This window comes from Candidatus Aminicenantes bacterium, from assembly GCA_011049425.1.
Classification (GTDB): Bacteria; Acidobacteriota; Aminicenantia; order UBA2199; family UBA2199; genus UBA876.
Genome location: DSBM01000057.1, coordinates 1 through 14,229, shown reverse-complemented (window position 1 = coordinate 14,229; position 14,229 = coordinate 1). Strand labels below are relative to the sequence as shown.

Here is a 14,229-nt window from a genome sequence, read left to right as displayed (position 1 = left end):
ATTTAATTCGTCGCCTCCTTAAATGCAACTTGGATAACGGGCGGCTGGCTAGGCTTTGCCCGTGGGGGATTTTAACCCCCTGAATCGCGCCAGCTTGCTTGGCGCACTCAAGAACCGTCCCCCAAAGCTGCGTAGTAATCCAGGCGGCGATTGCCGACCTTCTGGCTGCGCACCAGTTTCATCCAGCGCGAAGAAAAATCCCGCAGTACCGGGCGTTCCAGGATCACCTGTCCACCCGGCGCCAGTACGTCGCGCTTGGCCACCACCTTGACGGGATCGGCGAATTCCAGCAACCCATACGGCGGATCCAGAAAGGCAAGGTCAAATTTGAAACCGTCCTTGGCCAGGCGAATCACGCTGCGGTTGTAGTCGCCGTTGATAATGCGGTATTGGTCGGGCGGCACGCCGATCTTTTCCAGGTTGTACTTCAGGGCCTTGACGCAATCAGTTAACTCTTCCACGAACACCACGTAGCGGGCCCCGCGGCTCAGGGCCTCGATGCCGATGTTGCCGGTGCCGGCAAAACCGTCCAGAAACACCGCTTCGCGCACTTCCGACTGCATGACGTCAAAGAACGCCAGTTTGACCCGCGCCGTGGTGGGGCGGACATCGGGATGACGCACGGACCGCAACTTGCGTCCCTTGTACAACCCGCTGAATATGCGCAGCATGAAAAAAGAATACCCCGGAATCCCCTTTCCCGTCAACCAATAACGACAGGCGTGGCTTACTTGCGGGTGACTTTGACCGAAGCGTCCTCCAGGGTGCGCATGGACAGCTCCAACCCCTGGGTGCCGTCGCCCACGCCGTTGACCAGGGTGGGACCGCTGGTCTTGTCGGACAAATCCACCTTGCGCCAGAAGTGATAACCCGAGGCTTCAACGGTTTCTTTCGTGTTGGTTTTGAATTCCAGGCTGGGTTCTCCCTTCGCGAACGCTTCCAGCTCGAAACGGAACGCCTGCAAGTCATTAAGGCCGTGAATGATCTTCGGCAGGGATTCGGGGGTGAAGGATTTCTTCCAATCCGCCGCCTGGCTGAAAACGAAATGCAGCGCAGCTTCTTCCCGGAATGACTCCAGCTCCTCCTTCGTGATCGCCCCATCGCCGTTGTGATCATTGCCCGAAAAGCTTCCGCTCACGGCCGTGGTGCCATCGCTTTCGGCAATCTTGAACACGTAGCCGTAACCGTCCCCGCCACAGGCCTGAATTAAGAATAAGGCCGCCAATCCCAGTAAAACCAAAGCTGCTTTTACGTATCTCACTTTGCCCTCCCGAAGTAAAAAAGTTTCGCACACCGGGGTTTGCGGCCAAAGCCGCCAAACCCGTCCCCGCGGTAGTCATTCTAAATCGCCGACGCCGGCATGTCAAAAATTCAGAGTTGGAGAGTTGAAGGGGTAAGAAGTAGGGGCGACCGCCCGGTCACCCTATAGAACGTAGAAAGCAGAAGGTAGAAAAAGGCGTACCTATTGGGACCGATGCGTATAAACGGTTAAGGATCACCGAGCGATCTTCTATTCCTTCTTCTTTATTCCTTATTCTGAATGGGCGGTTTGCGAACCGCCCCTTGCCTCAGGACACCCTTCCGTGTGTTCAGTGTTTTCAGTGGTTGCTTCCATATTGCTTTTGTTTTGAATTTTGAACATTTGGATTTTGGATTTGTTTCGAATTTAGAATTTCGTGCTTTGAATTTCGAGTGATGGTGGCAGAAGACAGGAAAACCGGTGAGGAATCTTTGAATTGCCCGCAAATATCCTTCCGCCGCAAAGCAGCGGCGTTTGACACGGGCGGTGATTTGGTATAGGATGTACTTCACAATTCAATTTTTCTAATGGATACGTATACGTCTAATGATTGTTCGCATCGCAGATCAGGCCGGTTTCTGCTTCGGCGTCAAGAGAGCCCTTGAACTGATCCATGGACTTCGCAATGAAGGACGGGACATTCAGGTTCTCGGCGAATTAATCCACAATCAGTCCGTTCTTTCCGATTTGACCCGAAAAGGGGTGGCCTGCATCCACGACCGGTCCGAGGCGGACCTGGGAAAAACCCTGGTGATCCGCACCCACGGCATTCCCGCGGACGAAGAGGAAAAACTGCGCAAAGAAGGGTTCCAACTGCTGGATGCAACCTGCCCCCTGGTCAAGAAAACCCACTGCATTATAGAGCGCTTTGAAAAGGACGGTATCCCCGTGGTGATCGTGGGCGACCGCAATCACCCGGAGATTATCGCGGCCAGCAGTTACGCCACCAACCCTGTTATCGTCAACTCTTTGGAAGAGGCGCAGGCCGTTGCGGCCATGCCGGTGATGGGCGTGGTGGCCCAGACCACCCTGGACCTGGATTTCTTTCGCGAGATTGAAGCCGTCCTGGCGGAACGGGCGGATCACCTGGAAGTTCACAACACCGTGTGTGAAGCCACCCGCGAGCGCCAGGAAGCCGTGCGCCGCCTGGCCCCGCAAGTGGATTGCGTGGTGGTGGTCGGCGGTCACAATTCCTCCAACACCAAGAAACTGGTTCACATCGCCCGGCGCCACAATCACCGCACCATTCACATTAACGGCAGCGAGGACCTGGACAAGCCGGAACTGCGGCGCCTGATGCGGGATTGCCGCATTGTTGGAATCGCGGCCGGGGCGTCAACCCCTCCGGAAGAGATCGAACGCGTACGGCACTATCTATGCGAATTCAGCCCCGAAATGGAAACTCGATTAGATATAGATCAAAGGAGAATGCAAAATGGATAAACCCAAGGATATCGACCAGATTCCGAATGGAGATGAATTCGGAGATCTCATCAAGGAATATGACCTCAAAACCATTGAAGACAACGAACCGGTTGAAGGCATCATCGTCGCGGTTGAAGCGGACCGGGTGATCATTGACATCGGCCACAAAACGGAAGGGATCCTGGACCGCAAGGAAATAGAAGACTGGGAAGGAAACGTGTCCAGGAAAGCCGGTGATACCATCACGGTCATGCCACTGCGCGCGAACCGCAAAGAAGGCTATATCGTGGTCAGCCACAAAGAGATCGCCAAGCGCCAGGGATGGGAAAGGGTTCAAAACGCCTACGAGCAGCGCACGCCGATCCAGGGCAAGGTTGTACGCGAAGTGCCGGAAAACAAGGGATTCATGGTGGACATGGGCGCGGAAATGTTTCTGCCCATGAGCCAGGCGGACATCCGCCGCATCAAAGATCCGTCCCGCCTGCTGGGCAAAGACTTCATGTTTCGCGTCACCCGCCTCAACCCCAAGGACCACTCGGGAGTGGTATCCCGCAAGGTGATCCAGGAAGAAGAACGCCGGGAAAAGGTCAAGGATTTATTTGAAAACCTGAAACCGGGTCAGGTGGTGAAAGGTGAAGTCAGCACGGTGACCGATTACGGCGCTTTTGTCAATATCGGCGGCATCGACGGCCTGGTGCACCGGGACAACATCTCTTACGGCCGCGTCAACCACCCCAAAGACAAACTGAAACGCGGCGACGAGGTGGAAGCCCTGGTTTTGAACCTCGACCGGGAAAAACAGAAAATATCCCTGGGCATGAAGCAACTGCACGACGACCCCTGGGAGAACATCGAAGAGAAATACCCGGTAGGCACAAGGCTGGTGGCGCGCGTGACCAAGATCGTGGACTTCGGCGCGTTTATCGAACTGGAAGACGGCGTGGAAGGCCTGTTGCACATTTCCGATCTGACCTGGGAAGGCAAGCCCAAGACCGTTGAGGAATACGTCGCCGTTGGGGATCAGATGTGGGTGCAGGTGATCGAACTCCATCCGGAAGAAAAAAAGATCAAGCTGGGACTGAAGCAATTGGAAATGCGTCCCGAAGAAAAGTACATCGACCAGCATCATCCCGGTGAAATCGTAAAGGGTGTGGTCAAAAAGATTCTCAACTCGCGCGTGTTCGTGGAACTGGAGCCCACGGTGGAAGGCGTGGTCAAGATTTCCGACATCAGTTATTTTCGCATCGATACGCCCCGGGAGTTTCTCAGGGAGGGCGAAGAGATCTCCGCCGTAATCCTGGACCGGGAATTGGACCAGAACTGCAAAGTCAAACTCGGTCTCAAGCAGTTGACCGATGACGAGTGGAGCGAGTTCTTTGCCAAGAATCCCCCCGGGTCCCTAGTCGACGTAAAAGTGAAACGGGTGTTGGAACGTGGTGTGGCCGTGGAAATCAGCCGCAATATCGAGGGGTTCGTGCGCATCGGCGAAGTCGATGAAAACCGCATTACCCCGGAAGAACTTCAGGAAATGGTAAAAGCGGGCGAGCAGCGCCAGGCCACCGTAGTGACCACCCACCCCGACAAAAAGCGCGTTTACCTCAGTTTCCGCGCCGTAGCCAAGCAGAAGGAACGCGAGGAAATTGAAAAGTACATGAGCCCCAGCTCCGATTCCATCACCACGATCGGCGACCTGCTGCAAAACGAAATCGACAAAAAAAGCGACTGACCCATGAAAATCCGGCAATGCCCAGTGGCCTGGAAGCGCCCGGCACGGGTATCCGCTGCTCGTAGGGTCTGTTCCATAACAAAGTGGTTCCCCGTTCTGATCCTGGCGGCCTTGCTGGTAACCGCCTGTGGAAAAAGCCCGGCGCAACCGAAATACATCTTTTTACTGACCCTGGATACCACGCGGGAAGATTCCGTAAACTACACTCCCGGCAATAGCGATACTCCCCACCTGGCCGCATTGGCTTCACGCGGACGTACCTGGTCCAACGCCTTCGCCCTGACCCCCATCACCCTGCCCTCTCATCTGAACATACTCTACTCATTGCCCCCCCACCTGCTTAAAGTCTACAACAACGGGCAGCCAACAGAGATCCCCCATCCCAGCCTGCCGCAACTGCTGAAATCCAGGGGCTACCAGAGCGCCGCCGCGATCTCCCTGGGCGTGTTGAAAAAGGATTTCGGCACGGCCAAAGGTTTTGACACGTACGCAGAGAACTTCCGGCCCAACCTGTGGTACCGCACCGCCGCGGAAGTCAACCGTGACGCTTTCGCCGCCCTGGACCGTTTCCAGGGCGAAAAAACCTTTTTCTGGTTCCATTATTCCGATCCTCACGAGCCGTATTATCCTCCCCGCTTTTCGGAAAGGTTTCGCCTGCTGCTGGAAGGCCGCCAAATTCACTCCCACCTGAGCACCGATCAACCCCGGGTGATGGTGGACTTCATGGTGCCTCCCGGACGCAGCCTCCTGGTTCTGGACACGGAAGTCCCCGAAGAGTTCAAGGGTCCGGATGATACCCGGGTCCGCTTCATTTCCTACCAGGATTTTTCTATGGCCCCGGAAGCCGGAACCGAAGAGGTCATTGAACTCAAAATACCCCGCCACTGGCGCCGCACCCGGAACAAACGCCAAGTCAACTACCTCTCCTCCCGCTTCCGCTCCCCGCTCGAAATCTTGAACCGGGACACCGAACCCCGACGCGTACGTATCTCTTTTATCTACCGCATGCTGGAACACCCCGACTCCCGTGCCGGCCTTTACCGGGAACAGGTCAAATACATGGACTCCCAGATCGGCTTGTTGTTGAATGCGATCCGGGAACGCGGCATGATGGACGACTCCCTGTTCCTGGTAATTGGAGACCACGGTGAAGGGCTGGGAGAGTACCGCAACCATTACGGTCATATCCACTACCTTAACCCCGTCTACACCCGGGTGCCGTTGCTGCTGGCCGGCAAAGGCGTTTCTGCGGCTCCACCCTCAAGCGACCTGGTGTCCACGTTGGACGTGGCGCCGACCCTGCTGGAAATTGCCGCGTGCAAAAAGCCGGATTTCATGGAGGGGCTGTCTCTACTAAAGAAAATTCCAATCCGGCGCGTTGTGCTGGAAACCTACTCCCCGGAGGCTTATTTCGATGCATTCTCTATCGTGGCCCCCCCCTGGCAGATCATTCACTATCCGGGCCGTCCGGATGAGAAAATCGAGTTGATCCACATGGAAAACGACCCCCTGGGAATCATCAACCGTTTCGAAAGTTGTGAGAACCGGAAAATCAAATCGGATCTTTACAACGCCGTTCTCAAGATATCCCGGGCCCTGATCGCGTCAAAAAGGCGTCCCGGACAGATAAGCAAGCGCCACGAAGAGATCCTGAAATCACTGGGGTACTTATGAACCGCATCAACGCCCCCCGGGGTACCCGGGACATCGTATATCCGGAAATCAGCCACTGGCAGATGCTGGAAGCGCGGATCCGCGAGTTTTACTCACGTTTCCTTTACCGGGAGATTCGCACCCCCATGTTTGAACGCAGCGAATTGTTCCAGCGGGGCATCGGCGACACCACGGAAGTGGTGCAGAAAGAGATGTACACTTTCCAGGACAAGGCGGGCCGCAGCCTGACCCTGAGGCCGGAGAACACGGCTTCCGTGGTGCGGGCCGCCATTGAAAACAACCTGTTTGACGCTTTATTCCCCTTGCGTTTTTTCTACATCGGCCCCATGTTCCGTTACGACAAGCCCCAGAAAGGGCGCTATCGCCAGTTCCACCAGTTCGGCATCGAGGTGTTTCGCGAAGAAAGTGCGGAGCTGGACGCGGAAGTGGTGTATGCCGCGTACGCTTTCCTGGAAGAGTTGGGCCTGCGCGAGATTTCCCTGGAGATCAACTCCGTGGGTTGCGACGAATGCCGACCGGCTTACCTGAGAGTCCTGCAACAAGCGGCTCAGGCGCGGCGGGACGAACTCTGTGCCGACTGCCGGCGCAAAGTCGACAGCAATCCCCTGCGCATTTTTGATTGCAAGCAGCCGGGCTGCCGGTCCGCCGCGGCCACGCTTCCCACCATTGCCGCTCACCTCTGCCCGGGTTGTGCCGGCCATTTCGTTGGACTCCAGGCCGGGTTGGACACCTACTCCGTACCCTACAAGGTGAATGAACGCATGGTGCGCGGACTTGATTACTACACCCGCACCGCTTTCGAGATCACGTCAGACCGCCTGGGCGCCCAGAACGCCATCCTGGGCGGCGGCCGCTACAACCGCCTGATCCGTGACCTGGGCGGGCCGGATATCCCGGGTGTCGGTTTTGCCGCGGGCATGGAACGGCTGCTGCTGCACCTGGAAATTTCCCCTGAGAATGAACCGTCGTTGTGCTTTCTGGCCTGCCAGTCGGCCGAATTCCGTCCCCAGGTCATGAAACTCGCACGCGTGCTGTGGCAAGCCGGATACCACGCCTATGTGGATTACTCCAACGCCAACCTGAAAAAGCAATTCCGCCGTTCCGATCGCATGGCCGCGAATTTCACCCTGGTTCTGGGAGAAGAAGAGGCCGCCGAGGGAAAAGTGACCGTCAAGGACATGACCCGGCAGGAACAGGTCCGCATTCCCCAACAGGAGCTGTTGAAATGGATGAATCAACGAAAATAACAGGGCGGGAGTGGTTCTGCGGGGATCTTACGGGCTCTTTAAAGGAACGTGAGTTAACCCTTTACGGCTGGGTACGCACCAAGCGCGAGATGGGAGGCGTTACTTTCGTTGACCTGCGCGACCGCAGCGGCATTGTCCAGGTGGTGTTCGATGAATCTTTCGTGGACCGGGACCTTGTGCGGCGCCTGGGTCGTGAATGGGTGCTGGCCGTAACCGGCCTGGTGAGGCTGCGCCAGAACCCCAATCCCCGCATTCCCACCGGTGAAGTGGAACTGCTCGCGCGAAAAGTGGGTGTGCTGGCTGAATCCCGGGTACCGCCCTTCTTTCCGGATGAAAAGACCGAGGCCTCCAACGAGCTCCGGTTTCAATACCGCTACCTGGACCTGCGCCGAAAAATCCACCAGGAACGGTTCCGTTTGCGCAGCCGCGTCACCCTGGCCATTCGCAACTACCTTGACGAGCAGGGTTTTCTCGAAATCGAAACACCCATATTGACCAAGGCCACACCCGAAGGCGCGCGGGACTACCTGGTCCCGTCACGCATTTACAAGGGCAGAATGTTCGCCCTACCCCAATCCCCCCAGTTATTCAAACAATTGCTCATGGTGGCGGGATTTGAACGCTATTTCCAAATGGCACGCTGTTTCCGCGACGAGGATTTGCGGGCGGACCGCCAACCCGAGTTCACCCAGGTAGACGTGGAGATGAGTTTCATGGAGCCGGAGGGCCTCTTCAGCCTGGTTGAAACCATGATGGAGCGGGTTTTTTCCCTGATCGACAAACCCCTGTCACTACCTTTTCCCCGCCTCACCTGGGCCGAAGCCATGGACCGCTACGGCAGCGATAAACCCGACCTGCGCATTCCCCTGGAAATCCGCGATTTCACTTCGCCGGCCGGCACACTCGGATCAGGCATACTGGATAACATCATCGCCGAAGGGGGAACCGTCAGGGGATTGATCCTGCCGCAAGCAGAGACTTTCTCGCGCAAGTTCCTTGACGGCGTACAGGCATTCGTGCGGGAACGCGGCGGCCAGGGGGTAATCTGGCTCAAGCCCGGTCCCGAGGGATTCAAGGCATCGATCAAGGTGGAGTCCAACCGGATCGAGACCTTCTTTGATCAGCAACAGATCCCCGAAAACCACATCGTTTTCCTTTTGGGAGGCAAACGGGATGAAGTCCTTTCCCTGCTGGGCAACCTGCGCAACCACCTGGGCGCCGGCATGGCGGACCCGGAACAACAATCCTTCCTGTGGGTAACCGATTTCCCCCTGTTTTTCCACAACGAGGAGGAGAACCGCCTCGATTCCCACCACCACCCCTTTACCGCCCCGCGTGAATCGGATATCCCCCGCTTGAAAAGCGAGCCCCTCTCGGTGTTGTCCGTCGCTTATGACCTGGTCCTCAACGGCGTTGAGATCGGGGGCGGCAGCCGCCGCATCCACGATGCCGGGCTGCAACGCGAAGTACTTCACTTGCTCGGTTTGAGCGACAAGGAAATTGAGGAAAAATTCGGATTCTTTGTAAACGCCCTGCAATACGGCGCCCCTCCCCACCTGGGCATCGCCCTGGGATTGGATCGCATCCTCATGCTTATGACCGGCGCCGCGTCGATCCGCGACCTGATCGCGTTTCCCAAAACCACCTCATCGCTCTGTCTGTTGACCGGATCGCCGTCAACGGTTCCTGACAAACTGCTCCACGATTTGGGTCTGCGCCTGGATAAATCCAGGGCATAAGAACACACCGGGCAACGGAGCGGCAGCGACGCGGTTTATGGCGGGTCAACTTTCATTGACCGGATTTATCGTTCGGTTCCGATGTCTGTTTCGGTTTGAACGCATGCGGGCGCCTGGGCGTAATCGCGACCTGGATGCGGCGAAAAGCCAGGCCGGGATCCTGGGCCCGGGTAATGGGTCTGCCGATGACCAGGTAGTCCGCGCCGGCGGCCACGGCCTCCTCCGGGGTCATGATCCGCTTCTGATCCCCTGAATCCGCGTCGGCGGGCCGGATTCCCGGAGTCACCAGGGTCAGGTCACGTCCGAAGCGCCGGCGTAGCGGCGCGATCTCGCGGGGAGAGCAGACTACCGCGGACACGTTGTTTTCCAGGCCGAGTTCACACAGACGCAATACAGTGTCTTGAACCGTTATCCCGGCGCCCGTTTGCGCCAGATCCTCGTTCGACAGGGAAGTCAGCACCGTAACCCCGAGGATCACCGTGGTTGAACCCGCGGCCGCTTGCGCCGCGGCCCGGATCATATTGCCGCCGCCGCTCAGGTGGATGGTCAGGAAACGCGGCGTCAGGGGCAACACCGCCTGCACGGCCGCGGCCACGGTATTGGGAATATCCTTGAATTTCAGGTCGAGAAACAACTCTTTGCGGTTTTGACGCAACAGGTCGGTCAAAACCGGCCCCATGCGCAGCCACGCCTGCAGGCCCACCTTGAAAATCCGCGCGGTTTCCAGGACGGCCAGCAGCCTGCGGGCTTGTTCGTGAGTATCCACGTCCAAGGCGGTGATGATGCAGTCGCTTTTCAAGATAACACTCCTCGAATTTCTGTCAGGTCCCGAATCCCCAGGCGCTCCATTTCCACGTTTATCTCGCGGATAATCCGCAATGAAGCCCCGGGTTCAATCAGGTTCACCGTGCCGGTCTGGACCGCGTGCGCCCCCGCCATGATGAATTCCAGAGCGTCACGGCCGCTGTGGATTCCTCCGATTCCCATCACGGGGATGGACACAGCCCCGCAGGTTTCCCATACCAGCCTCAGGGCCAGGGGCTTGATGGCCGGACCGGACAGCCCGGCCACGGTGTTGGCAAAAACCGGGGCGCGCCGTTCCAGGTCCACGGCCAGTCCCAGGAACGTGTTAACCAGGGAAAGCGCGTCCGCGCCCCCGGCTTGCGCGGCCCGGGCCACAGCGGCGATATCGGCCGCATTGGGTGAGAGTTTGACCATCAGCGGTTTGGAGGCGGCTCGGCGAACCCTTGTGACCAGGCGCTCCGTGTGACGGGGATCCTGGGCCGGACAACGGCCCCCGCCATGCACGTTGGGACAGGATATGTTCAACTCCAGCACCGATACCTCGGGCATGGGGTCAAAGAACTCGGCCACTTCTAGGTATTCGTCGTCCGAAGCCCCGCAGATATTGACAATAATGGGGGTCGTTGTTCGGGCGGAAACCCGGCGCAGTACTTCAGCCAGGCCGGCACATCCCGGTCCAGCCAGACCGATGGAGTTGAGCAGTCCGGAAGGGGTCTCGTGGATCCGGGGCGGAGGGTTCCCGGGCCTGGGGTCACGATACACGCCCTTGACCACGAACGCTCCCAATTGATCCAGGTCAAAATGATCGAAAAACTCTTCACCATAACCGAAAGTACCCGAAGCCGGCACGACCGGGTTTTTGAGGCGGATAAAACCCAGGTCAGCGGTCAGGTCCGCCACAAAACCTCCCGGCGGGAGAAAACCGGCCCGTCCTTGCACACCCTGAGGTAGCCGCCCGCAGCGGCCGGAATCACGCAACTGTGGCAGGCGCCGAAACCACATCCCATCAAGGCTTCCGCGGACATATAGTCCTCCGTGGCGCCTTTTTCCAGGCGGGTAGCCAGTTCCGCCAGCATGGCGTGCGGACCACAGGAAATGGTCATGTCCGCACCTGAAGTGGCAAGCATATCCGTCAGTGTATCGGTAACCAGACCCCGATTGCCGAAATCTCCGCACTCCGTACAGAAATTCGTAGCATCCAGGCCCAGTTTGTCGATGCGGTCACGCAGGTGGAGCAGGGCGGCGCATCGACTCCCGTAAAGTAGTGAAACGTGGTTGTTCCGGCGGTAATGCTTCAGGGCGAAAACCAGGGGAGCGATGCCGCGGCCGCCGGCGACGGCCAGGATGCTGCGTCCGCAAGCATCCGGGAATCCCTTTCCCAGCGGGCCCAATACCGGTATCCGGTCTCCCGGACGTCGGTCGGCCAGGATGCGTGTACCGGCTCCCACCACTTGAAAGTAAACATGAACCAGGGGGGGTGACGCATCCATGATTCCGAAAGGGCGGCGCAACAGGGGGTCCGTGCCTTCGCTGACACCGATCATTACGAATTGTCCCGGAAGGGCGGACTCGGCGATTTCCGGGGCTTCCAGGGCCATGACCACGTGTTGGTCGTCCAGGTGGACACACTCTACAAGCCGGGCGCCCATATCCATCATGGCCGTATTATGCCAGACTCGGCCATGGCTGTAAAGGCAAGTTTTGCGCCACGTATCGGGGGATACAAGACAATGGAGAAATCATCTTGCATTACCGTGCCACTCACTAACGATTGACACAAAGGATGAATCAGTGTTGAATGGGGGAGTGAAGACAAAACACCACTACCGGTTTTTCCTAATCCCTATTGCCATCTATGGTTGTCTGGCCGCCGGGTGCGCCGACAAAAGCAATCCTCCGACCCGGCCCCACCCGGAATCAGCGCAAACATCGGTAATAAACACGGGTCCTTACGGCTATGAATCCGGAATCCTCGAATTCCGCGTGCGCCGGCCCCATCACCAGGCAGATGAAAGCGTGTATTTCAGGGATTGGGGGCGGCAGGAAGCCAGATACGAAACGGTTAGCGCCATTGCCGGAGAAGGGGAAGCCGCGGCACGCCATCAAATTACGATTATCAACGCGAAGGGGGTATTCACCTGGCAGGTGGAAAATCAGATCGGCTCCCGTAGCCCGTTGCCCCCCCCGCAGCCCTTTCAGGACTATGAAAAGCTGAAAGCGCAACTCGGTCCCGAAGGCGCCGCGAAACGGCTGCGAAACCTGGATGTCATATTGGGCAAACCGGAAATGGTGCTGGGATTCACCTGCCATGTATTCCACCTCAAAGGCGGCACTTTCTGGATCCACCGCGGCCTGGTGTTGCGGTCTCGAATCAAGCTGGGGGATTTTTCCACGTCCCGGGAAGCCGTTCGCTTTGTCCCCGATGCCACAGTGGACCCTTCCCGTTTCCGCTTCCCCCAGGGTGCGGATCCCGCATCATTTCCCGGCTTGACTGATCCGTTGAATGAAGCATCCGGAAATGACCGGCTGCGGACACGCTCCTGATACCTTTATTGATCTCTTTTTTGCGTCAAAATCACTGTGAATGTAGAACAGACCAACAGCCTTGCGAGTGATCCCTTATACCTTCCGAAATCAAAAAAATGGGGGAGACGGGAACAAACCCCGTCTCCCCCGTACGCATCAATATGGATCAATCGGGCAGGGTAACGCTGCGAGTGCTGCTGTTGTTGTTTTCCCGGGTTTCCGCGATGTTGTTATCCGGATCCACCACGGCTTCCACCACATAGCGGTGTCCGGCCCTCAGGCGGGGACGAATTGAACGGCTCTTGTCTGTTCCGCCGAAACGATGATTCACATTCAGGTATTGCCGGGTCCCCGGTTCCAGGCGGTCAATGGTCAAGGTTTTTGTGTATACCGGGTTCGTGCCATCCTCCAGCAAGCGCCAGCGCACACGGACATTGCGCAGTTCTCCCATTCCCTGGTCCTGGACGCCGATGCGGAAAATGAAACGCCAACGATAGCTCGAACTCATATAGATTTTCTTGACCTCGAAGTTGTCAATGCCCACCACAAGGTCATGGCCGCCGATGCCGTGAAGGTTGAGATTCGTGGCCTTTGAATTGTTCGCGCGGACGCGGTCGCAGCCGTCCGGCATGGGCGCCAAGGAAGCCTGGATGTTGATATCCGAGTCGGCCCGCAAGCCGGCCGGCACGGTAAAAGGCGCGCGTACTTCGGCGATGTTATCCTGGTTGAATTCGAGATTGTAGGTGCTTCGATGAGGGGAACCTCTACGGCTCAGTACCCGAAAGGCCACCACAATTTGTGGCCGGCAATTGCCTACTTGAATGCCCGAATGACGCCGCACCCGGACCACCGCGGTTCCGGGCGTCCGGCTGCCGTCGTAAGGGAACTCCCAAATGCCGTTGACCTGGAACACGTTCCGCCCCCGAAAATCCCGAAAGTCCAGTGATTCCACTTCATAATCCGCGCCAACCAGGGGGACAATCGTGCCGGTGACAAAAGCCGGCTTGATCTCAAACGGCCGGTCACTGAAATCGTTCGGATCCTGACCCTGGAGGTGTACCTTGATGGTGTAGCCGGTTCCCTCCGGCGCATCCGGACCACTTGCCAGGCTGCCCACGGTCCAGGGAAATGAGTGCTGCGGATGGGGCAGACCGGTCGCTACCACGCCCACGCTGGTTCCCCCTTGCCACAGGGTGATCTGGTAGGTTCCGGCACTGATGCCGGAAGTGGTCCAAGTGATGTTCCTGTTGCTGCCCTTATTCCAATTCTCACCACCATTGGGGCTGGTGACCGTGATCGATCGCGTGGGGGGTGTCGAGGAAGTGATGCTGAAAGGCGCGTCGCTCGAATCATTGGGAAATCCACTGATAATGCGGACTTTGATCTTGTAGTTGGTGCCGGTGCCCACGTCCGGAGCGTCTGTCAGATGGCCCACGGTCCAACTGAACGAGTTCTGGGTTATGGGAAGATAAGAGGCGATAGTTCCCAGGCTGGTGGTGCCGTCTAACAGGATGATGCGGAATTGACCCGAAGTAATTCCCGATGTGGTCCAGGTGATGGTTTGGGTGCTGCCAACCGCCCAGCTCTCGCCGCCGTTGGGGTTGGAGACTGTGATCGATTCCGTGGGGGGTGCCGAGGAAGTGATGCTGAAAGGCGCGTCGCTCGAATCATTGGGAAAATCACTGATAATACGGACCTTGATCTTGTAGTTGGTGCCGGCGCCCACGTCCGGAGCGTCAATCAGATGGCCCACGGTCCAACTGAACGAGTTCTGGGTTATGGGAAGTT

At 57.6% G+C, this 14,229-nt stretch carries 12 protein-coding genes; 6 read left to right on the top strand and 6 right to left on the bottom strand.

Annotated features, from left to right (window positions below; translation table 11 throughout):
• Positions 1 to 107: 107 nt before the first annotated feature.
• Both rsmD and ENN40_04305 read right to left on the bottom strand, forming a co-directional pair.
• Complete coding sequence (rsmD, locus tag ENN40_04310) at positions 108 to 671, bottom strand: 16S rRNA (guanine(966)-N(2))-methyltransferase RsmD (protein HDP94568.1); 564 nt, start codon at positions 669 to 671, stop codon at positions 108 to 110.
• 56 nt (positions 672 to 727) lie between these two features.
• Positions 728 to 1,261 carry a hypothetical protein gene (locus ENN40_04305; GenBank protein HDP94567.1) on the bottom strand — a complete coding sequence of 178 codons (534 nt, stop codon included), beginning with the start codon at positions 1,259 to 1,261 and terminating at the stop codon, positions 728 to 730.
• Positions 1,262 to 1,846: 585 nt separating this feature from the next.
• Here ENN40_04305 and ispH point away from each other — a divergent pair.
• Genes ispH through aspS form a run of 5 tightly spaced genes read left to right on the top strand, consistent with a single transcriptional unit; the run spans position 1,847 to position 9,111 of the window.
• Positions 1,847 to 2,743 (top strand): 4-hydroxy-3-methylbut-2-enyl diphosphate reductase, encoded by an 897-nt coding sequence (gene ispH, locus ENN40_04300; GenBank protein ID HDP94566.1) that lies wholly within the window; start codon positions 1,847 to 1,849, stop codon positions 2,741 to 2,743.
• A complete protein-coding gene (locus ENN40_04295) occupies positions 2,736 to 4,451 on the top strand; it encodes a 30S ribosomal protein S1 (protein HDP94565.1) in 1,716 nt (571 codons plus the stop codon). The genes ispH and ENN40_04295 overlap by 8 nt, the downstream gene beginning before the upstream one ends.
• Before the next feature lie 3 nt (positions 4,452 to 4,454).
• Entirely contained in the window at positions 4,455 to 6,125 is a 1,671-nt protein-coding gene (locus tag ENN40_04290) for a DUF229 domain-containing protein (protein ID HDP94564.1), read from the top strand.
• Positions 6,122 to 7,372 (top strand): histidine--tRNA ligase, encoded by a 1,251-nt coding sequence (locus tag ENN40_04285; protein ID HDP94563.1) that lies wholly within the window; start codon positions 6,122 to 6,124, stop codon positions 7,370 to 7,372. Before ENN40_04290 ends, ENN40_04285 begins: the two co-directional genes overlap by 4 nt.
• On the top strand, positions 7,351 to 9,111 hold the full coding sequence (gene aspS, locus ENN40_04280; protein ID HDP94562.1) for an aspartate--tRNA ligase: 1,761 nt from the start codon (positions 7,351 to 7,353) through the stop codon (positions 9,109 to 9,111). Before ENN40_04285 ends, aspS begins: the two co-directional genes overlap by 22 nt.
• 52 nt (positions 9,112 to 9,163) lie before the next feature.
• Here aspS and ENN40_04275 read toward each other — a convergent pair whose 3' ends face one another.
• Genes ENN40_04275 through ENN40_04265 form a run of 3 tightly spaced genes read right to left on the bottom strand, consistent with a single transcriptional unit; the run spans position 9,164 to position 11,573 of the window.
• Positions 9,164 to 9,913 (bottom strand): orotidine-5'-phosphate decarboxylase, encoded by a 750-nt coding sequence (locus ENN40_04275; GenBank protein HDP94561.1) that lies wholly within the window; start codon positions 9,911 to 9,913, stop codon positions 9,164 to 9,166.
• The gene (locus ENN40_04270) at positions 9,907 to 10,815 is read right to left on the bottom strand and encodes a dihydroorotate dehydrogenase (GenBank protein ID HDP94560.1); all 909 of its coding nucleotides are present in this window, start codon (positions 10,813 to 10,815) and stop codon (positions 9,907 to 9,909) included. The genes ENN40_04275 and ENN40_04270 overlap by 7 nt, the downstream gene beginning before the upstream one ends.
• Entirely contained in the window at positions 10,803 to 11,573 is a 771-nt protein-coding gene (locus ENN40_04265) for a dihydroorotate dehydrogenase electron transfer subunit (protein ID HDP94559.1), read from the bottom strand. Before ENN40_04265 ends, ENN40_04270 begins: the two co-directional genes overlap by 13 nt.
• Before the next feature lie 148 nt (positions 11,574 to 11,721).
• Here ENN40_04265 and ENN40_04260 point away from each other — a divergent pair, with 148 nt between their 5' ends.
• Positions 11,722 to 12,459 (top strand): hypothetical protein, encoded by a 738-nt coding sequence (locus ENN40_04260; GenBank protein HDP94558.1) that lies wholly within the window; start codon positions 11,722 to 11,724, stop codon positions 12,457 to 12,459.
• Between the two features lie 148 nt (positions 12,460 to 12,607).
• On the opposite strand, the gene ENN40_04255 is transcribed toward ENN40_04260, so the two are convergent.
• A partial coding sequence (locus ENN40_04255) for a hypothetical protein (GenBank protein HDP94557.1) occupies positions 12,608 to 14,229 on the bottom strand: 1,622 nt, incomplete at its 5' end.

Bases quoted from the DNA above. Each gene is read 5' to 3' on its own strand.
- rsmD (HDP94568.1), bottom strand. From the start codon at position 671: ATGCTGCGCATATTCAGCGGGTTGTACAAGGGACGCAAGTTGCGGTCC.
- ispH (HDP94566.1), top strand. From the start codon at position 1,847: ATGATTGTTCGCATCGCAGATCAGGCCGGTTTCTGCTTCGGCGTCAAG.
- ENN40_04295 (HDP94565.1), top strand. From the start codon at position 2,736: ATGGATAAACCCAAGGATATCGACCAGATTCCGAATGGAGATGAATTC.
- ENN40_04290 (HDP94564.1), top strand. From the start codon at position 4,455: ATGAAAATCCGGCAATGCCCAGTGGCCTGGAAGCGCCCGGCACGGGTA.
- ENN40_04285 (HDP94563.1), top strand. From the start codon at position 6,122: ATGAACCGCATCAACGCCCCCCGGGGTACCCGGGACATCGTATATCCG.
- aspS (HDP94562.1), top strand. From the start codon at position 7,351: ATGGATGAATCAACGAAAATAACAGGGCGGGAGTGGTTCTGCGGGGAT.
- ENN40_04265 (HDP94559.1), bottom strand. From the start codon at position 11,573: ATGATGGATATGGGCGCCCGGCTTGTAGAGTGTGTCCACCTGGACGAC.